Annotated in this window: 18 protein-coding genes; 11 read left to right on the forward strand and 7 right to left on the reverse strand. The window is 69.4% G+C overall.

Annotation, left to right across the window (positions count from 1 at the left end; translation table 11 throughout):
- Window positions 1-12 precede the first annotated feature (12 nt).
- The 4 genes from DYS74_RS16405 (at window position 13) to DYS74_RS16420 (ending at window position 3,769) form a co-directional block, all read left to right on the forward strand.
- Complete coding sequence (locus DYS74_RS16405; protein ID WP_121534752.1) at window positions 13-672, forward strand: SDR family NAD(P)-dependent oxidoreductase; 660 nt, start codon at window positions 13-15, stop codon at window positions 670-672.
- A 307-nt stretch (window positions 673-979) separates the two neighbouring features.
- Window positions 980-1,768: a 5'/3'-nucleotidase SurE gene (gene surE / locus DYS74_RS16410; protein ID WP_121534753.1), complete on the forward strand. Its 789-nt coding sequence runs from the start codon at window positions 980-982 to the stop codon at window positions 1,766-1,768.
- Window positions 1,765-2,433, forward strand: coding sequence for a protein-L-isoaspartate(D-aspartate) O-methyltransferase (locus DYS74_RS16415; protein ID WP_121534754.1), 669 nt, complete (start codon window positions 1,765-1,767; stop codon window positions 2,431-2,433). The genes surE and DYS74_RS16415 overlap by 4 nt, the downstream gene beginning before the upstream one ends.
- A gap of 49 nt (window positions 2,434-2,482) precedes the next feature.
- Window positions 2,483-3,769 (forward strand): M23 family metallopeptidase, encoded by a 1,287-nt coding sequence (locus DYS74_RS16420; protein WP_245965318.1) that lies wholly within the window; start codon window positions 2,483-2,485, stop codon window positions 3,767-3,769.
- Window positions 3,770-3,935: 166 nt separating this feature from the next.
- On the opposite strand, the gene DYS74_RS16425 is transcribed toward DYS74_RS16420, so the two are convergent.
- Both DYS74_RS16425 and DYS74_RS16430 read right to left on the reverse strand, forming a co-directional pair.
- On the reverse strand, window positions 3,936-5,024 hold the full coding sequence (locus DYS74_RS16425) for an ABC transporter ATP-binding protein (protein WP_121534756.1): 1,089 nt from the start codon (window positions 5,022-5,024) through the stop codon (window positions 3,936-3,938).
- Between the two features lie 61 nt (window positions 5,025-5,085).
- Window positions 5,086-5,865, reverse strand: a complete 780-nt coding sequence (locus tag DYS74_RS16430; RefSeq protein ID WP_121534757.1) for an SDR family oxidoreductase — start codon at window positions 5,863-5,865, stop codon at window positions 5,086-5,088.
- A gap of 165 nt (window positions 5,866-6,030) precedes the next feature.
- Here DYS74_RS16430 and DYS74_RS16435 point away from each other — a divergent pair, with 165 nt between their 5' ends.
- Complete coding sequence (locus DYS74_RS16435) at window positions 6,031-7,035, forward strand: Hint domain-containing protein (RefSeq protein ID WP_121534758.1); 1,005 nt, start codon at window positions 6,031-6,033, stop codon at window positions 7,033-7,035.
- A 55-nt stretch (window positions 7,036-7,090) separates the two neighbouring features.
- Here DYS74_RS16435 and DYS74_RS16440 read toward each other — a convergent pair whose 3' ends face one another.
- Window positions 7,091-8,059 (reverse strand): DUF808 domain-containing protein, encoded by a 969-nt coding sequence (locus DYS74_RS16440; RefSeq protein WP_121534759.1) that lies wholly within the window; start codon window positions 8,057-8,059, stop codon window positions 7,091-7,093.
- Between the two features lie 84 nt (window positions 8,060-8,143).
- A complete protein-coding gene (locus tag DYS74_RS18725; protein WP_183077572.1) occupies window positions 8,144-8,305 on the reverse strand; it encodes a hypothetical protein in 162 nt (53 codons plus the stop codon).
- 224 nt (window positions 8,306-8,529) lie between these two features.
- On the opposite strand from DYS74_RS18725, the gene cobS reads away from it, so the two are divergent.
- Together cobS and DYS74_RS16450 are read left to right on the forward strand one after the other, a co-directional pair.
- Window positions 8,530-9,504 (forward strand): cobaltochelatase subunit CobS, encoded by a 975-nt coding sequence (gene cobS / locus DYS74_RS16445; RefSeq protein WP_121534760.1) that lies wholly within the window; start codon window positions 8,530-8,532, stop codon window positions 9,502-9,504.
- A 47-nt stretch (window positions 9,505-9,551) separates the two neighbouring features.
- Entirely contained in the window at window positions 9,552-9,929 is a 378-nt protein-coding gene (locus DYS74_RS16450) for a hypothetical protein (protein ID WP_121534761.1), read from the forward strand.
- A 77-nt stretch (window positions 9,930-10,006) separates the two neighbouring features.
- Here DYS74_RS16450 and DYS74_RS16455 read toward each other — a convergent pair whose 3' ends face one another.
- A complete protein-coding gene (locus DYS74_RS16455; protein WP_121534762.1) occupies window positions 10,007-10,591 on the reverse strand; it encodes an NADPH-dependent FMN reductase in 585 nt (194 codons plus the stop codon).
- 199 nt (window positions 10,592-10,790) lie between these two features.
- Between DYS74_RS16455 and cobT the strand changes: the two genes are divergently transcribed.
- Together cobT and DYS74_RS16465 are read left to right on the forward strand one after the other, a co-directional pair.
- On the forward strand, window positions 10,791-12,665 hold the full coding sequence (cobT, locus tag DYS74_RS16460; protein WP_121534763.1) for a cobaltochelatase subunit CobT: 1,875 nt from the start codon (window positions 10,791-10,793) through the stop codon (window positions 12,663-12,665).
- On the forward strand, window positions 12,665-14,464 hold the full coding sequence (locus DYS74_RS16465; RefSeq protein ID WP_121534764.1) for an aminopeptidase P family protein: 1,800 nt from the start codon (window positions 12,665-12,667) through the stop codon (window positions 14,462-14,464). The genes cobT and DYS74_RS16465 overlap by 1 nt, the downstream gene beginning before the upstream one ends.
- Before the next feature lie 66 nt (window positions 14,465-14,530).
- Here DYS74_RS16465 and DYS74_RS16470 read toward each other — a convergent pair whose 3' ends face one another.
- Together DYS74_RS16470 and DYS74_RS16475 are read right to left on the reverse strand one after the other, a co-directional pair.
- Window positions 14,531-15,706: an acetate/propionate family kinase gene (locus tag DYS74_RS16470; RefSeq protein WP_121534765.1), complete on the reverse strand. Its 1,176-nt coding sequence runs from the start codon at window positions 15,704-15,706 to the stop codon at window positions 14,531-14,533.
- On the reverse strand, window positions 15,703-17,091 hold the full coding sequence (locus DYS74_RS16475; RefSeq protein WP_121534766.1) for a bifunctional enoyl-CoA hydratase/phosphate acetyltransferase: 1,389 nt from the start codon (window positions 17,089-17,091) through the stop codon (window positions 15,703-15,705). The genes DYS74_RS16470 and DYS74_RS16475 overlap by 4 nt, the downstream gene beginning before the upstream one ends.
- Before the next feature lie 230 nt (window positions 17,092-17,321).
- Here DYS74_RS16475 and DYS74_RS16480 point away from each other — a divergent pair, with 230 nt between their 5' ends.
- Window positions 17,322-18,707 (forward strand): FAD-binding oxidoreductase, encoded by a 1,386-nt coding sequence (locus DYS74_RS16480; RefSeq protein WP_121534780.1) that lies wholly within the window; start codon window positions 17,322-17,324, stop codon window positions 18,705-18,707.
- On the forward strand, window positions 18,704-19,093 hold the full coding sequence (locus tag DYS74_RS16485) for an SgcJ/EcaC family oxidoreductase (protein ID WP_121534767.1): 390 nt from the start codon (window positions 18,704-18,706) through the stop codon (window positions 19,091-19,093). Before DYS74_RS16480 ends, DYS74_RS16485 begins: the two co-directional genes overlap by 4 nt.
- Window positions 19,094-19,160: the final 67 nt, after the last annotated feature.

Genomic DNA, 19,160 nt, shown 5'->3' on the forward strand with positions numbered 1-19,160 from the left:
CAAGGAGCCGTCATGAGCACCGAGACCACCGAAAAGAACATCGCCCTCGTCACCGGCGCCTCGCGCGGGCTTGGCGCGGCGCTTGCCGAAACCCTTGCCGCCCGGGGCTGGCACGTGATGGCCGTCGCCCGCACCGTGGGCGGGCTCGAGGAACTCGACGACCGGATCCAGGCGGCCGGCGGATCGGCCTCGCTTGCGCCGCTCGACGTCACCGACCCGGCGCAGATGGAGCATCTGGCGAACGCGATCGCCGGCCGCTGGGGCCGGATCGGGCTTTGGGCGCACACCGCGATCCACGCCGCGCCGCTTGCGCCCGCAGGCCATATCGACGCCAAGGATTTCTCGAAATCCGTCGCCACGAACGTCACCGCGACGGCAATGCTGATCCCGCTGATCGAGCCGCTGCTGCGCGCGGGCGCGGGCACCGCGCTCTTTTTCGACGATCCGCGCGGCGGGCAGAAGTTCTTCGGCGCCTATGGCGCGACCAAGGCCGCACAGATCGCACTCGCCCGCAGCTGGCAGGCGGAAAACGTCAAGATCGGTCCGCGCGTGGTGATCGCGGAACCGCGGCCGATGCCCACGGCGACGCGCGCGCGTTTCTTCCCCTCCGAAGACCGCGCGCCCCTCTCTGATATCCGCGACGAGGCAAAACGCCTCCTCGGCGAGCTCTAAGACCGGCGGGCCAAGGGGGCGCTGCCCCCTCGCGGCTTCGCCGCTCACCCCCGAGGTATTTCGGGCAAGGAGAAAGCTGGGGCCGGGTTCGGGTTCCGGGGGCTGCGCAAGTGGCCCCTTTTGCTTTCATCTTGGCACAAATACCTCGGGGGGAGCGCAGCGGGGGGCAGAGCCCCCCTCGCCGCCCGCGCCGCAGCGCTGCCCTCTGACCACACATCTGGCGGAAATCCCGACGCATGCGCCCCGTCGCTTGTCGCGCCGGGCCTTGCGAGCTAAGCAGGGGCAACACGAGCCGGACGGGGACTTTATGCGCATTCTGATCACCAATGACGACGGCATCCACGCGCCGGGGCTCGAGGTTCTGCTCGATCTCGCCACCGAGCTGGCCGGACCCGAGGGCGAGGTCTGGACCGTCGCCCCCGCCTTCGAGCAATCGGGCGTCGGCCATTGCATCAGCTACACCCGGCCGATGATGATCGCCAAGCACGGCCCGCGCCGCTATGCCGCCGAGGGCAGCCCGGCCGATTGCGTGCTCGCCGGGCTTTACGACGTCTTCGAGGGCGGCAAGCCCGATCTGGTCCTCTCGGGCGTCAACCGCGGCAACAACTCGGCCGAGAACGCGCTCTACTCCGGCACCCTTGGCGGCGCGATGGAGGCGGCGCTGCAGGGCGTGCCCGCGATCGCGCTGAGCCAGTTCCTCGGGCCGGACTGCATGGCCCCCGGCATGGACCCGTTCGAGGCCGCCCGCGTGCACGGCCCCGCGCTGCTGCGCCAGCTGTGGCAGAAGGGGATCTGGGACGATGGCCCCTATCGCGTCTTCTACAGCATCAACTTCCCGCCGGTGCCCGCCGCCGCGGTGAAGGGCTGGAAGGTGGCGCCGCAGGGCTATCGCACCGACAGCTTCTTCTCGGTCGAGCCGCATCATTCGCCGACCGGGCGGCGGTTCCTCTGGGTCAAGGGCGGCCCGCAGCACACCGCGACCGCCCCCGGCACCGATGCGGCGCTCAACCTCGAGGGCTGGATCTCGGTCACGCCGATGCGCTGCGACCTCACCGCCCATGACGTTCTGGCCGAGCTGGAGGCGCGCCTCGCATGACCGACACGCCCGAGGAGGACGGCATCGAACCGATCGCCGAGCGCAAGATGCGCTTCCTCTTCGCGCTGCGCTCCAAGGGCGTGACGGATGCGCGGGTGCTGGCCGCGATGGAGAAGGTCGACCGCGGCCCTTTCGTGCGCGGCCTCTTCGCCGAGCGCGCCTATGAGGACATGCCGCTGCCGATTGCCTGTGGCCAGACGATCTCGCAGCCCTCGGTCGTCGGGCTGATGACCCAGGCGCTTGGCGTCGGGCCGCGCGACACCGTGCTCGAGATCGGCACTGGCTCGGGCTATCAGGCGGCGGTGCTGAGCCTGCTCGCGCGCCGCGTCTACACCGTCGACCGCTATCGGCGCCTGGTGCGCGAGGCCTCCGAGATCTTCACCGCACTCGCCCTGCCCAACATCGTCGCGATCGCCGGCGACGGCACCCGCGGCCTGCCCGATCAGGCGCCCTTCGACCGCATCCTTGTGACCGCCGCCGCCGAGGACCCGCCCGGCCCCCTGTTGTCCCAGCTGAAGATCGGCGGTATCATGGTGCTTCCCGTCGGCCAGTCGGACACGGTCCAAAGCCTGATCCGCGTGCGGCGTCTCGAGACGGGTTTCGATTACGAGGAATTGCGCCCCGTGCGTTTCGTGCCGCTTGTCGAGGGCATGGCAAGCGACTGAGTTCAAGGCCCCGGCGACAGGGGCCACCAAGATGACGAGGACCGAGCCGATGACCGCTTCCCTGCGCCAGCCCCTTTCCCTGCCGCGCCGCGCGGCACCGCGTCTGCTGCTGGCAGGCTGTGCGCTTGCCGCGCTTGCCGCCTGCAGCAACATGGACGCCGACCTGCGCGGCTTCGGCAAGCTGGGTTTCGACACCAGCTCGGCCGCGCGCAGCGCGACCGCCGCCCGCCCCGAGCCCGACAGCCGCGGCGTGATCTCCTATCCGAATTTCCAGGTCGCTGTCGCCCGGCGCGGTGACACCGTCGCCACCGTCGCGACCCGGGCGGGCGTCAATGCCGAAGAGCTTGCGCGCTACAACGCCATCTCCTCGAACACGCCGCTGAACAAGGGCGAGGTGCTGGCGCTGCCGCGGCGCGTGGCCGAACCCGTGGCCACCGCCTCGGCCCTGCCCGCCGCGACCGCCCCCACCGCGACCGGGGCCGGCACCGAGCGCATCGACATCACCTCGCTCGCCTCCTCGGCGATCGACCGCGCCGCGGCGAGCAGCCCCGCCCCCGCCGCACCGAGCGCCACAACCGCGGCGCCCGCCCCGACGAAGACCGCCGCCGCCCCGGTTGCCGCAAAGCCCGCGACGGGGATGCAGCCCGCCTCGGCCGAGCCGGTGCGCCACAAGGTCGCCCGCGGCGAGACCGCCTATACCATCGCGCGCTATTACAACGTCTCGGCCAAGGCGCTTGCGGAATGGAACGGCCTGCCGGCCGATCTGAGCGTGCGCGAGGGGCAATATCTGCTGATCCCAGTCGCGACCGCCGGGGCCGCGCCGGCGAGCGCCTCGACGGTGACGCCGCCCGGCGCCGCCTCGCCCACGCCCGAGCCGCCCTCGGCCTCGAAACCGCTGCCCGCCGAAAGCCCGGTCAAGGCCTCGACCCCGGTCGACACCTCGGGCGTGCCGGACCTCGGCGCCACCCGCACCGCGGCCTCCTCGGGGTCACAGCTGGTGATGCCGGTCGGCGGCTCGATCATCCGGCCCTATGTGAAGGGCAAGAACGACGGTATCGACATCGCGGCGGCCGCGGGCACCGCGATCAAGGCCGCCGATGCCGGCACCGTCGCGGCGATCACCAAGGACACCGAGCAGGTGCCGATCCTGGTGCTGCGCCACGCGAACGGCCTGCTCACGGTCTATGCCAATATCGACGGCATCGCGGTGAAGAAGGGCGACACGGTGAAGCGCGGCCAGGCGATCGCGAAGATCCGCGCGGGCGAACCGGCCTTCGTCCATTTCGAGGTCCGCAAGGGCTACGATTCCGTCGACCCGGTGCCCTATCTGCAATGACGCAAGCCGGGGGCGCTGCCCCCGCTTTTGCCTGCCGGCAAAATTCACCCCCGAGGTATTTCGGGCAAGGAGAAAGCACGGGCCTTTCCCGCTTCCGATTGCCGCAAATATCCCGGGGGGAGTCCGCAGGACGGGGGGGCAGCGCCCCCCTTGCCCGCTCGTGGCCTCAGGCAGACGGAAAGACGAAGCAGCGGTCGCGGCGGATCATCAGCCACATCGGCGTGCCGGGCTTCGGCAGGAACACGTTCGGCACCGTCGCGCGCAGCACCGAGCCGTCGAACTCCATGCGGAACTCGACGAGGCTCTCGCGCCCCATGAAGCGGGCGCGCTCGACCACGGCGCGGGCAGGCGTGCCGTCCTGCACGGTCGGGTTCGGACCGCGGCCGGCGCGGTCGAAATCGATCTTCAGGTGCTGCGGCCGGATCACGATGTCGACGGCGGTGCCATCGGCCAGCCCCGGGGTCAGGAAATCGCCGAACGGCGTCGGCGTCAGCGCCCCCTGCACCCGCCCGGTGAGCACGTTGATATCCGAGAAGAAGGCTGCCGCCTTGCGGTCGACGGGCGCGTTGTAGAGGTTGTAGGGCGCGCCGCGCTGCACGATCCGGCCGTCCCGCATCAGCAAGATCTCGTCGGCCATCCGCATCGCCTCGTGCGGCTCGTGGGTGACCAGCAGCACCGCCGTGCCCTCCTCCTTCAGAAGGGCCAGCGTCTCGTCGCGGATGTCGTCGCGCAACCGCTCGTCGAGGCCCGAGAAGGGCTCGTCCATCAGCAGGATCCGCGGCCGCGGCGCAAGAGCACGGGCCAGCGCCACACGCTGCTGCTCGCCGCCCGAGAGCGCATGCGGCATGCTGTCGATGTGGCGCGCCAGATGCACCCGCTCGAGCAGTTCGCTGACCCGCGCGCGCTTCTCGGCCTTGCTTCCCGAAAGACCGAAGGCCACGTTCTCGGCCACGCTCAGATGCGGAAACAGCGCAAAGTCCTGGAACATCAGCCCGATCGCGCGCCGTTCGGGCGGCACGCGGAAGACGGTGTCGCACACCAGCGCCCCGTCGACGAGGATGCGCCCGCGGTCCTGCATGTCGACGCCGGCGATGATGCGCAGCGTCGTCGACTTGCCGCAGCCCGAAGGGCCGAGCAGGCAGGTCACCTGCCCCGCCGGAATCGAGAAGCCGACGTCGTCGAGCACCTGACGCCCGCCGAAGCTGCGCATCAGGCCCTCGACCTGCAGCCGGGGCGGAACGTGGGTCTGGGTCATTGCGGCTCCCGAGTGAAAAACTCGGGATTGGCCCTAGCATCCCCGCCCCGCCCGTGCAAGCTCACAGCGTCAGGTTCGCCGCGCCGCCGTCGACCAGGATGTTCTGCCCGACGATGAAGCCCGCATGCACCGAGCACAGGAAGGCGCAGGTCGCGCCGAACTCGGCCGGGGTGCCGAAGCGGCCCGCCGGGATCGCCGCCGCGCGCCGCGCCGCCGCCGCCTCGAGGGTGATCCCCTGCTCGGCCGCGGTGCGGCTGTCGAGCGCGATCATCCGGTCGGTGGCGTGGATGCCGGGCAGCAGGTTGTTGATCGTCACGCCGGCATGGGCGACCTGCCGCGAAGTGCCGGCGACGAAGCCCGTCAGCCCGGCGCGCGCCGAGTTCGACAGCCCGAGCTGCGCGATCGGCGCGCGCACCGCGGCCGAGGTGATGTTGACGACCCGGCCCCAGCCGCGCTCGATCATCCCGGGCAGGCAGGCCTGCATCATCGCGATCGGGCTGAGCATGTTGGCGTCGATCGCGCGCAGGAAATCCTCGCGCGACCAGTCGCTCCAGAGCCCGGGCGGCGGGCCGCCGGCATTGTTCACCAGGATGTCGACCTCGCCCGCGGCCGCGAGCACCGCGGCGCGCCCCTCGGGCGTGGTGATATCGGCCGCGACCGGCACCACGGTGACGCCATGGCGCGCCTCGAGCGCATTCGCCGTCGCCGTCAGCGCCTCGGCGCCGCGCGCGTTCAGCACGATCTCCACCCCGGCCGCCGCGAGCGCCTCGGCGCAGCCGCGCCCGAGCCCCTTCGAGCCCGCGCAGACGATCGCGCGCTTGCCCCTGATCCCCAGATCCATTTTCCCCTCCGTCTTCCGTTCGTGGTCGGCGCAGGAAACACCGGGGACGGGGGGAAAGGCAATGCGCCACGCGCCCTTGACGCAAGCCGCCGCAGTTGCTTTACCGACCACAGGTCTTCTCAGGCCTTGCCGGAGCGCATTTCGCCCCGGAACAGGGAGCACACCATGACCTCAGCCCAGGCCCTGCCGCCCCAGACTGTCCACGTCTTCGACGCGGAGCTGATCTGGGTGACCTCGGGGGCGAACCAGGGCGATGCGATCGACGTGCCCGCGCACAGCATCGCGGGCGATGTCTATCAGCTCGAGCGCGGCGCCACGCCGCTCAGGCTGATGCTCGAGGCGGAGAGCGGCACGGGCTGTCAGCGCATCGCTCCGGGCTCCGAGGTCGGCACCCCGGGCAACACGATCACCGTCATCGCCCGTCATGTGATGATGACGCCCGAGGGCGACACCGTCGACATCCTGTTGCTGCGCGACGAGGCGAGCGGCGATCTCTTTGCCCTGCCGCTCTCGCCGATCGCGGCGCGCACCGATTACACGCTGATCGAGGCGCAGGACGACCCGGGCTCGGCACGGCTGAGCGACCTCGTCTGCGTCGCCTTCACCACCGGCACGATGATCACCATGGCCGGCGGCGCACAGCGCCCGATCGAGACGTTGCAGGCGGGCGACCGGGTGCTGACGCGCGATTCCGGACCGCAGCCGGTGCGCCTTGTCGCCCGCGCCACGCTGCGCGCGCTCGGCTCGCTTGCCCCCGTCGTGATCTCGGCCGGCACGCTTGGCAACGAGGGCGACCTGATCGTCTCGCCGCATCACCGGATCTTCCTCTACCGGCGCGGCGAGCGACGGATCGGCGATACCTCGGAAATCCTCGTGCAGGCCAAGCACCTCGTCGACGGCGAACATGTCTGGCGGCGCGAAGGCGGCTATGTCGACTATTACGCGCTCGTCTTCGACCGGCACGAGATCATCTATGCCGAGGGCATCCCGGTCGAGAGCCTGATGGTGAGCGAGGCGACGCTCGGCCTGCTGCCCGAGCAGCTGACCGCCGAGATCCGCGCCCGCCTGCCGGATCTGAAGCACAAGCCGCATTTCGGCACCGAGGCCGGGCGCGAGACGGTGGAACGTGTCGGCCGCGCGAAGATTTTCCGGCCGCGCAACAAGGACTGAGGGCGCAGGGGGTGAGGCCCGACGGGCCGAGGGGGCGGCGCCCCCTGACCCGGTTTCAGTGCGCGCCGCCCTTGCCGCGGATGCGTGCGATGACCGGATTGATGGCCTGCGTCACCAGCGGCACCAGCGCCATGCCGAAGGCAAGCCCGAAGATCCCGTCACAGGCCGCGGTGACGAGCCATTCGACAGTGCCGGCAAGGCTCTCTCCGACGCCAGCGGCAACCACCACGGCGAGGTGATGGATCGCCTCGTAAGGCGCCGCCCAGACGGTTTCCGCCGCGCCATGCAGCACGATCGAACCGCCGACCCAGAGCATCGCCGCCGTCCCCACCGCCATCAGCCCCGAGAGAAACCCCGGCATCACATGGACAAGGCCGCGGCCGAAGGCGCGGGTCGGCGCGAGCCGGGCGTTGCGGGCAAGCCAGAGCCCGATGTCGTCCATCTTCACGATCAGCGCCACCCCGCCATAAACCGCCGCGGTGATGCCGAGCGCGACGACGGCAAGCGCCAGCGCTTCCATCCAGACCGACTGACCTGCCGGCAGTGCGGCCAGCGCGATGGTCATGATCTCGGCCGAGAGGATGAAATCGGTCTTCACCGCGCCCGAGACCTTCGCCGCCTCGAGATGGGCCGGGTCGCCGGTCTCCTCCGTCGCGCCATGGGCCGCGGCGGGACGGAAGAGGTGCAGCACCTTCTCCGCCCCCTCGAAGCACAGATAGCTGCCGCCGAGCATCAGCAGCGGCGTGATCGCCCAGGGCGCGAAGGCCGACAGAAGCAGCGCCAGCGGCAGCAGGAAGACGAGCTTGTTGCGGATCGAGCCGAGCGCGATCTTGCCGACGATCGGCAGCTCGCGCGCCGCGGCAAAACCGTGCACATATTTCGGCGTCACCGCCGCGTCGTCGATCACCGCGCCCGCAGCCTTGGCGCCGGCTTTCGCCGCCTGCCCCGCCACGTCGTCCACACTCGCCGCCGCGATCTTGGCGATCCCCGCCACGTCGTCGAGAAGCGCCAGAAGCCCGCTCATGAAAAACCCCATCCACCGTTTGCGGCAAGGTATGAAGCGGGCCGTCGCGATGCAAGGGCGGGAACATCGTCCGACGGGAGCAGGTCAGGCGCCAGAGCCGCCGGCCGGAGGCATGACGAGTACGGCAATCAATGCAAAGACGCCGAAGAGAGCGCCAAGAAACAACCATCCAATAGCGCTGCGCCCACGCCCATTCGCGGCAATGGCAGTCACCACGGCGAAGCCGATCCAGATAGCAATAAGCATGATGAATTCCTGTCGATCAAAATCCGTCGCCGGTCGCCCGCGACATTTCGATCATCCCTCGCCCCCGCCGGCCTGACAACAGCTTTCTCGTCGCAGCGAGGGGCGAGGCACGGAGCGACTGCCGGTCATCTGCGGAGCGAACTGTATCCGGGACAATCCGCCCCTTGCGCGGCCCCGTGCGATGGTTCACAAATCCATCCGACCGCAGGATAAGGACGCCCGCCATGCTCGACACCAATGCCAAACCCACCGAAGAAATCGACGTGCGCGAGGTCTTTGGCCTCGACAGCGACATCAAGGTGAAGGGCTTTGCCGAGCGCACCGAGCGCGTGCCCGACCTCGACCCGACCTACAAGTTCGATCCCGACACCACGATGGCGATCCTGGCGGGCTTTGCCTACAACCGCCGCGTGATGATCCAGGGCTATCACGGCACCGGCAAATCGACCCATATCGAGCAGGTCGCGGCGCGGCTGAACTGGCCTTGCGTGCGCGTCAACCTCGACAGCCACGTCAGCCGCATCGACCTGATCGGCAAGGACGCGATCAAGCTCGTCGACGGCAAGCAGGTCACGGTGTTCCACGAGGGCATCCTGCCCTGGGCGCTGCGCAACCCGACCGCGATCGTCTTCGACGAATACGATGCCGGCCGCGCCGACGTGATGTTCGTGATCCAGCGCGTGCTGGAAACCGACGGCAAGCTGACGCTGCTCGACCAGAACGAGGTGATCACGCCGAACCCGTATTTCCGTCTTTTCGCCACGGCGAACACGGTGGGTCTGGGCGACACCACGGGCCTTTACCACGGCACCCAGCAGATCAACCAGGGCCAGATGGACCGCTGGTCGCTGGTCGCCACGCTGAACTATCTCAGCCATGACGCGGAAACCGCGATCGTGCTGTCGAAGGCGCCGCATTACAACACCGAGAAGGGCCGCAAGATCATCTCGCAGATGGTGCATGTGGCGAACCTGACCCGCACCGCCTTCATGAACGGCGACCTCTCGACGGTGATGAGCCCGCGCACGGTGATCGCCTGGGCGCAGAACGCCGAGATCTTCCGCAACGTCGGCTATGCGTTCCGGCTGACCTTCCTCAACAAGTGCGACGAGCTCGAGCGCTCGACCGTGGCCGAGTTCTTCCAGCGCCTCTTCGACGAGGAACTGCCGGAGTCGGCCGCGGTGATCGCGACGCGGTGAGGCGCGGCGCGGCTATCATCTGTGCGGTGCTCCTTTGCGCACCGCACATGGTTTGGGCCAATGCGGCGGAAGAGATCAGCACCGCGCTGATCCCGCTGGATGCCGATCCGCAGGCAGCCGATCCTGTCTACCTGCAAAGCCGCTGCCGCGATTTCGTGACCGTGGTGCAAGCGCTGAAAATGATCGCCGAAAGCAATCCGGTGACCGGGCGCAATGCCGCTGCGGGTGCGGCCTTCGAATGGGCCACCAGGGTCGATGGGGAGGCGAGCTTTCCGCTGGCCGTCCCTCGCGGCGAAGACGACGGATTCGGCCAGATCTATTTAGATGCCTTCAGCCCGATCGACGCGCGCACCCCGGAACCAAAGGCGGCGATCTACGCGCGCGACAAGGCGACCTGTGCGCCCCTGCTGAAAATGCTGCGATAATGCAAACGGCGCGCCCAAGGGCGCGCCGTTTCGTTTCGCGAGTGGTGTTTCGGGAGTGGGGGCCGGACGGCCCGGGCTCAGCCGCGGGCGGCCTTGGTGGCCTTCGCCCACCAGGCGATATCCTCGAGCAGCGCCTTCGCCGAGCCGGCGATATGACCCTCGATCGAGGCCATCTCGCCGTTCTGGCCGAGCGGCGAGACCGCGAAGAAGTCGCCGCCGCCGATATGCACGGCGTTGCGCACCGGCACCATCTGCAGCTCGACCGCGATCGCGCGCAGATGCTCGATCGCGCGGGCCGCGCCCACGCCGCCATAGCCCACGGCGCCCATCGGCTTCTTGCCCCATTCGACATAGGCCTGATCGAGCGCGTTCTTCAGCGAGCCGGTCAGCGAGTGGTTGTATTCGGCGGTGACGAAGATGTAGCCGTCGAATTCGGCGATCTTCTTCTGCCAGGCCTGCGCCTCGGGCGCGGCCGAGGGCATCCAGGCGTTCGAGGCCGCCTCGTTGAACAGCGGCAGGTTGAAATCGCGCAGGTCGACCAGCTCGAAGCTCAGGTCGGGACGTTCCTTCGTCGCGAAGTCGAGGAACCAGTTGGCGGGCTTGTCGGCAAAGCGCGTGGCGCGCGTCGAGCCGATGATGATGGCAATCTTCGGGGTGCTCATGTCTGTCTCCGGTGGTCCGACGGGGCGCTTTCCGGCCCCGTTTGCAAGATCACTATGATCGCAGAGAGCAAAGGCTCAAAGACATAGTTCTGTTCAGATCCGCACCGATCCGGTGCAGCGCGGAAAACCCGCCGGCAGCGGTGTGCCGCGGCTCCGCAAATCCCTTGCCGAGGGGGCGGCGGGGTGCTTTACCTGAGCCATGAGCAAGCCCATCGACAACCCCGCCGATCCCTTCAAGAAAGCCCTCGCCGAGGCGACCAAGACGCTCGCCGACGCGCCCGAGCTGACGGTGAGCTATTCCGTCGACCCTTCGGGGGTCTCGGGCGACCAGATGCGCCTGCCGCAGGTCAGCCGGCGGATGACGCGCGACGAGATCATGCTGGCACGCGGCACCGGCGATGCGCTGGCGCTGCGCCGGCGTCACCACGACGACGCGCTCGGCGCGCGCTACCTGCCCACGGGCGACATGGCGCGGGCGCTTTACGAGGCAATGGAGGGGGCGCGCTGCGAGGCGCTTGGCGCGCGCGAGATGCCGGGCACGCTGACCAATATCGACGCGAAGATCGCGCATGAGGCCGAGCGCAAGGGCTATGCGCAGATCCGCTCGCGCGCCGAGGCGCCGCTGGCGGTGGCGGCGGGATACCTCGTGCGCGAGATGGCGACCGGGCGCAAGCTGCCGGCGGCGGCCGAGCATGTGCTCGACCTGTGGCGGCCGTTCATGGAGGAGGCGGCGGGCGACGCGCTTTCCCAGACCAGCGACCTGCTGGCCGATCAGGCGGCCTTCGCGAAGCTTGCCCGCCAGGTGATCGCCGATCTCGGCTATGGCGATCAGCTTGGCGAAGATCCCGACGAGGAGATGAACGACGAGGCCGAACCCGAGGAGGAGGCCGAGGAGAACGAGAACGGCGAAAGCCAGGATCAGGAGCAGAGCGAGCAGGACGACAGCGAGGCCAGCGCCGAAAGCTCGCAGGAGCAGACGCAGGACCAGCAGCAAAGCGCGGTGAGCAGCGACTCGGTCTCGGAAGACGAGCTGGGCGAGGAAATCGACATGCCCGCCGATGCCCCGCCCGAGCCGCCGGCGCCGCCCGCGGCTTCGCAGGCCGATCCGAACTATCGCGTCTTCACCACCGCCTTCGACGAGGAGATCCGCGCCGAGGATCTGGCCGAGCCGGTCGAGCTCGAGCGGCTGCGCGCCTATCTCGACCAGCAGCTCGAACCGCTGAAGGGCGCGGTGTCGCGGCTGGCGAACAAGCTGCAGCGGCGACTGCAGGCGCAGCAGAACCGCAGCTGGGAATTCGACCGCGAGGAAGGCATCCTCGACGCCGGCCGGCTGGCCCGCGTGGTGGCGAACCCGACGATGCCGCTCAGCTTCAAGGTCGAGAAGGACACCGAATTCCGCGACACGGTGGTGACGCTGCTGCTCGACAATTCGGGCTCGATGCGCGGCCGGCCGATCTCGATCGCGGCGATCTGCGCCGATGTGCTGGCGCGCACGCTCGAACGCTGCTCGGTCAAGGTCGAGATCCTCGGCTTCACCACCCGCGCCTGGAAGGGCGGGCAGAGCCGCGAGCAGTGGCTGGCCGAGGGCCGCCCGCAGCAGCCCGGCCGCCTGAACGACCTGCGCCACATCATCTACAAATCGGCCGATGCGCCCTGGCGGCGGGTGCGCTCGAACCTCGGGCTGATGATGAAGGAAGGCCTGCTGAAGGAGAACATCGACGGCGAGGCGCTCGAATGGGCGCACAAGCGGATGCTCGCCCGCCCCGAGGCGCGCAAGATCCTGATGGTGATCTCGGACGGCGCGCCGGTCGACGATTCGACGCTCTCGGTCAACCCCGCGGTCTTCCTCGAGAAGCATCTGCGCGACGTGATCGCGATGGTCGAGAAGCGCCGCGCGGTCGAGCTGATCGCGATCGGCATCGGCCATGACGTGACCCGCTATTACCAGCGCGCGGTGACGATCACCGATGTCGAGCAGCTGGCCGGCGCGATGACCGAACAGCTGGCAAGCCTGTTCGACAGCGACCCGCGGGCGCGCGCCCGCGTCTTCGGCATGGCTCGGGCAGCACGCTGATGTTTCAGGAATTTTCCGCGAAATCCTCGCCCGCGAACGGGCCCGTGCGTCTGGCCGCGCTGCGCCGCGAGATCGGGCGCGCGGGACTTGACGGCTTCATCGTGCCGCGCGCCGATGCGTTTCAGGGCGAATATGTCGCCGAAAGCGACGCGCGGCTCGGCTGGCTGACGGGCTTCACCGGCTCGGCGGGCTTCTGCATCGCGCTGGCCGATCGCGCCGGGGTGTTCATCGACGGCCGCTACCGCGTGCAGGTCCGCGCCGAGGTCGATCTTGGCGCCTTCACCCCGGTGCCCTGGCCCGAGGTGAAACCCGGCCCCTGGCTGCGCGAGCAGATGCCGCAGGGCGGCGCCGTCGGCTTCGATCCCTGGTTGCACACCCGCCGCGAGATCGAGGAGCTGGCGAAGGCGCTGGCCGGATCTGGCATCACGCTGGTCGAGAGCCGCAACCTCGTCAACGCGATCTGGACCGACCGCCCTGCCCCGCCGCGCGCCCCCGCACGCATCCACCCGGCCGAATTCGCGGGCGAGGACAGCGCCACCAAGCGTCGCCGCCTTGGCGCCGCGATCGCCTCCGGCGGCGCACGCACCGCGGTGCTGACGCTGCCCGACTCGATTGCCTGGCTGTTGAACATCCGCGGCGCCGACATCCCCCGCAACCCGGTGGTGCAGGCCTTCGCGCTGCTCGACAGCACAGGCGGCCTGGCGCTGTTCGCCGACCCCGACAAGTTCGACGCGGCCCTTCTGGCCCATCTCGGCCCCGAAGTGCGGCTGGCCCCCTTCGACGCCTTCGGCGAGGCGCTGACCGATCTGGCGGGTCCGGTGCAGGTGGATCCGGCCACGGCACCGCTGGCGGTGTGGCGACAGCTCGAGGCCGCGGGCATTCCGGCGATCGCGGGCGAAGACCCCTGCATCGCCGCGAAGGCGCGCAAGAACCCGGCCGAGGTCGCCGGGATGGAGGCCGCGCATCTGCGCGATGCCGCGGCGCTGACCGAGTTCCTCGCCTGGGTCGATGCCGAGGCGCCGACGGGCGGGCTGACCGAGATCGACGTGGTGACGCGGCTCGAGGACTGCCGGCGCGCAACCGGCGTGCTGCTCGACATCAGCTTCGACACGATCTGCGGCGCGGGCCCCAACGGCGCGATCGTGCATTACCGGGTGACCGAGGGCACGAACCGCGCCGTCACCCCGGGCGAGCTGCTGCTGGTCGATTCCGGGGCGCAATATCCCGATGGCACCACCGACATCACCCGCACCCTGGCCGTGGGCCCGGTGCGTGACGACGCCCGCGCCCCCTTCACCCGCGTGCTGCGCGGGATGATCGCGGTGGCGCGCGCGCGCTGGCCGCGGGGCCTTGCCGGGCGCGATCTCGATGCGCTGGCGCGGGCACCGCTGTGGGAGGCGGGGCTCGATTACGACCACGGCACCGGCCATGGCGTCGGCGCGGCGCTCTGCGTGCACGAGGGCCCGGCGCGGATCTCGCGGATCTCGGACGTGGCGCTTGCGCCCGGCATGATCCTGTCGGACGAGCCCGGCTATTACCGCGAGGGCGCCTTCGGCATCCGGATCGAGAACCTGCTGCTGATCGAGGAGGCGCCGAAGCTTGGCGACGGGCGCGACCATCTGTGCTTCCGCACCCTGACCTGGGTTCCGATCGATCGCCGGCTGATCGTCGCCGAGATGCTGAGCACGGAGGAACGCGCCTGGCTCGACGGCTATCATGCCGAGGTGCTGGCCCGCGTCGCACCGCTGGTGAGCGCCCCCACCCGTGCCTGGCTCGAGGCGGCCTGCGCGCCACTGTGACCCGCGGCAGCAAGATGTGAAAAAGGGCGGGGAGACCCGCCCTTTCCGGTTTCCGGGCCCGTAAGCTCAGAGCGTTTCCAGCACATGCGCCGCGGCGCGGGCGATGACGATTTCCTCGTTCGTCGGGATCACCAGAACCCGGGTCTTGCCGGTCGAGATCTCGCGCGCATGGGTGACGTTCTTCTCGGCATCGAGGGTGATGCCCAGCCACTCCATCCCCTCGCAGACCTGGGCGCGGACATTGGCCGAATTCTCGCCGATGCCGCCGCAGAACACGAGCCCGTCGATGCCGCCAAGCGCCGCCGCGATGCCGCCGAGTTCACGCCGGATGCGGAAGCAGAAATAGTCGATCGCCTCCTGCGCATGCGGATCGTCCGAGCTTTCGAGCGTGCGCATGTCGTTCGACACCCCCGACAGCCCCTGCAGGCCGGATTCCTTGTAAAGCAGCTCGGACAGCCCGTGGCTGTCGAGCCCGTCGGTGTCCATCAGATAGAGCAGCACGCCCGGGTCGATCTGCCCGGTGCGGGTGCCCATCGGCAGCCCGTCAAGCGCCGAGAACCCCATCGTGGAGTCGATCGGATGGCCGCCCTTCATCCCGCACATCGAGGCACCGGAGCCCAGATGCGCCACCACGACCCGGCCCTTGTGCAGCGCAGGCTCGGTCCGGGCCAGCTCGCCGGCGATGTAGTCATAGCTCAGCCCGTGGAAGCCATAGCGCCGCACGCCCTTCTCGTAATACCGCCGCGGCAGCGCGTAGGTGTCGTTGACGAAGGGATGCTCGCGGTGGAAGGCGGTGTCGAAACAGGCGATGTTCGGCACGCCGGGGAAGGTGTCGACGGCGGCACGCACACCGGCAAGGTTGTGCGGCTGATGCAGCGGTGCGAAGGGGGCCAGACGGGCCAGCTCCTTCATCGTCGCCTCGGTCAGGCGCAGCGGCTCGGCGTGCTTCACCCCGCCATGCACCACGCGGTGGCCGACGGCGATCACCTCGAGCCCCGGGAAGTCGGCCTGGAACACCTCGAGCGCGGTGCGCAGCGCGGCGCCGTTGGTGCGGAAAGCGGTCGGTGCGTGCTCCGGCATCGGCAGATTGCGCCCCGCCGCGTCGCGGATCTTCATCGCCGCCTCGCGCCGGCCGATGCGGTCGACGTGGCACATGGCGAGGGTCTCGAGCTCCTCGGTGAAGAGCCCAAGCTTGAGCGAGGAGGAGCCCGAGTTGACGGTCAGGATCGCGCGCGTGGTCATTTCGCCGCCCCCTTCACCCGGTTGTGGTGAATGGCCGCGACCGCCGCCGAGGCCAGCCGCGCCATCGCGCTGTCCGAGCGCGAGTTCAGGATCACCGGCACCTTGGCGCCCAGCACCAGCCCCGCCCCTTCGGCATGGCTGATATAGGCGAGCTGCTTGGCCAGCATGTTGCCCGAGTCGATGCCCGGCACCACCAGCACCTCGGCATGGCCCGCAACCGCGCCGCGCAGCCCCTTGGTGCGCGCCGCGCCGATGTCGACGGCATTGTCCATGGCGAGCGGCCCGTCCACGACGCCGCCCTTGATCTGGCCGCGCTCGGCCATCTTCGACAGCAGCGCCGCATCGATCGAGGAGGGGATCGCCGGGTTCACCGTCTCGACCGCCGACAGTACGCCGACCTTCGGCACCTCGATGCCCAGCGAGATCGCCAGGTCGATGGCGTTCTGCACGATGTCGACCTTGGTCGCGAGGTCGGGCGCGATGTTGATCGCCGCATCGGTGACCAGCAGCGGATGGGCCACGCCGGGGACGTCCATCACGAAGACATGGGTGAAGCGGCGCCCGATGCGCAGCCCCGTCGCCTTGTCGAGCATCGGGTGCAACAGGTCGTCGGTGTGCAGATGCCCCTTCATGATCGCATTCGCCCGGCCCTGGTTCACCAGATCGACAGCGAGCCGCGCCGCCGCCGCATCGGTCGGCACGTCGATCACCTCGTAGGCGTCGAGCGACTTGCCAAGGCTGGCCGCCGCGCGCGCCATCTTGGCGCCATTGCCGATCAGGATCGGCCGGATCAGCTTGCGCTCGGCCGAGATCAGCGCGCCATCAAGGGCATGTTCCTCGACCGGGCAGACGACGGCCGTGTCAAGCTCGGGCAGCCCCTCGGCGACCTCGAGCAGCGCCTGGAAATGGCGGTGGCGCTGCACGATCAGGCCGGGCACCTCGATCTCCTCGAAGCGCAGCTTGGCGGGCGGCGCCTGCACCGTCGCCTCGCCCTCGACCACCAGCGCGTCATCGCCGACCCGGCGCACCTCGGTGCGCAGCGTGATGCTGCCGTCGGGGTCCTTCGCGGTGACAGTGACGCGCGAGATCAGTTCCTCGCCCTCCATCACCCGGGAATGGAAGGTCAGGGTCTGGGTCTTGTAGAGCGTGCCGGGGCCGGGCAGGAAATTGCCCAGAACCGCCGAGATCAGCGAGGCCACGAACATGCCGGGCGCCACCGCCTCGCGCTTGCCGTCGCCGTCGCCATCCTCTCCCGCCAGGTGCAGCGGGTTGTAATTGCCCGAGGCGGCAGCAAAGACATAGAAGTCATCGGCGGTGCACAGGCGGCGCAGCTCGGCGCTCGTGCCCGGTTGCAGCTCGTCCCACATCCGGCTTTCCAGAATCATCGCGCATTCCTTTCGATCTGTTCGCCAGTCCCGACTGTGTGCGGAGACCGGAGTTTCTGCAACCGCAACGCTGCGCCGCGGCATTTTCGCCCGCTTCTAGCGCGGGAAGGTGACACAAACCTTGATCGGGGACAAAGAGCGGTCTGCCGCGCATGATTTTTCCCCGCCTCTTTCTTCGGGCGTCGCAACGTCATAAGACGGAGCCGGATTTGGATTTCGCGGAGGTGAAGATGGCACTCGCAGCGGCGATCACGGCGCTTGAGGCGCTGTTTGGCACGCGGTTCACGCAGACCCGGCCCGAGCGCGAGGCGCATGGCCATTCCGAGGCCTGGTTCCCGCTGACCCCGCCCGACGCAGTGGTCTATCCCGAGACGACCGAAGAGGTCGCGGCGCTGATGAAGATCTGCGCGGCCGAGGGCGTGCCGGTCACCGGCTGGGGCGCGGGCACCTCGCTCGAGGGCCATGCGCTGGCGCTGAAGGGCGGCATCTGCGTCGACTTCACCCGGATGAACCGCATCGTCGATCTGTCCGCCGAGGACCGGCTGGTGCGGATTCAGCCCGGCCTGACGCGCGAGGAGCTGAACACCGAGCTGCGCGCGACGGGCCTCTTCTTCCCGGTCGATCCGGGCGCGAATGCGACGCTTGGCGGCATGGCCTCGACCCGCGCCTCGGGCACGACCACGGTGCGCTATGGCACGATGCGCGACAATGTGGCCGCACTCGAGGTGGTTCTGGCCGACGGGCGGGTGATCCGCACCGGATCGGGCGCGGCGAAATCGGCCTCGGGCTATGACCTCACCGCGCTCTTCCTCGGGGCCGAGGGCACGCTCGGGCTGATCACCGAACTCACGCTGCGCCTGCACGGCCAGCCCGAGGCGATCTCGTCCGCCGTGTGCGCCTTCGACACGCTCGAGGCCGCGGTCGAGACGGTGCAGACGACGATCCAGATGGGCATCCCGATGGCGCGCATCGAATTCGTCGACGAGGAGATCGCGCGGATCTTCAACGCGATCAACGGCACCCACCTGCCGGAGAAACCGCATCTGATGATCGAGTTCCACGGCTCGGACGCCACCGTGGCCGAGGACAGCCGCCGCTTCGGCGAGGTGGTGGCGGACATGGGCGGCGCCGATTTCCAGTGGGCGACCACCACCGAGGACCGCAACCGGCTGTGGAAGATGCGCCACGAGGCCTATCTTGCCTGCCTTGCCTCGCGGCCGGGCAGCATGGGGCTCATCACCGATGTCTGCGTGCCGATCTCGCGCCTGCCCGAGGCGGTCGAGCGCGGCCGCGAGATGATCGCGAAGGCGGGCCTCGTCGGGCCGATCCTCGGCCATGTCGGCGACGGCAACTTCCACGCCATCCTGCTGCTCAGGCGCGACGATGCGGGCGAGCTCGCGAAGGCGAAGGAGGTCGCGCATGACCTCGCCCACATGGCGCTCGAGATGGGCGGCACGATCACCGGCGAACATGGCATCGGTGCCGGCAAGCGCGGGCTGATGGCGGCCGAGCATGCCGCGGCCTGGCAGGTGATGGGGCAGCTCAAGGCGGCGCTCGATCCGCAGGGGCTGCTCAACCCCGGCAAGATCGTGCCCGGGCCGGAGGATGCCGCATGAGCCTGGCCCGTCCCGACGAGCTGCCGCGCGCCTTCGCCCTTGCCTGGGGGGCGCATGACGCCCGCGCGCTGGCCGATCTCTTCGCCGCCGATGCCGATTTCCTCAGCCTGACCGGCGGTTTCGCCGAGGGCCGCGCCGAGATCGCCGAGCTGTTCGCGGGCGAGCTGGCCGGCGCCTTCGCCCGCGCCCGCCTCGTCACCGGCAAGACGAAGATCCGCCCGGCCGGCAGCGAGGCGGTGGTGCTGATGCAGCGCTTCGTGCTGAGCGGCATCGTCAATGCCGACGGCACCGACGCCGGCCGCATCGGCGCGATCCTGTGCGCGACGCTCGGCCTGGCGGCGGACGGCTGGCAGGTGATCGCGGCGCAATTCGTCGTCGAGGCCTGAGCCCCCGCCTGCGGGCACCGCGGAAAACGAAAAAGGCCGGGCGCCCTGCCCGGCCTTTTCCATTCCC

The organism is Paenirhodobacter hankyongi, assembly GCF_003664585.1.
Taxonomy (GTDB): domain Bacteria; phylum Pseudomonadota; class Alphaproteobacteria; order Rhodobacterales; family Rhodobacteraceae; genus Rhodobacter; species Rhodobacter hankyongi.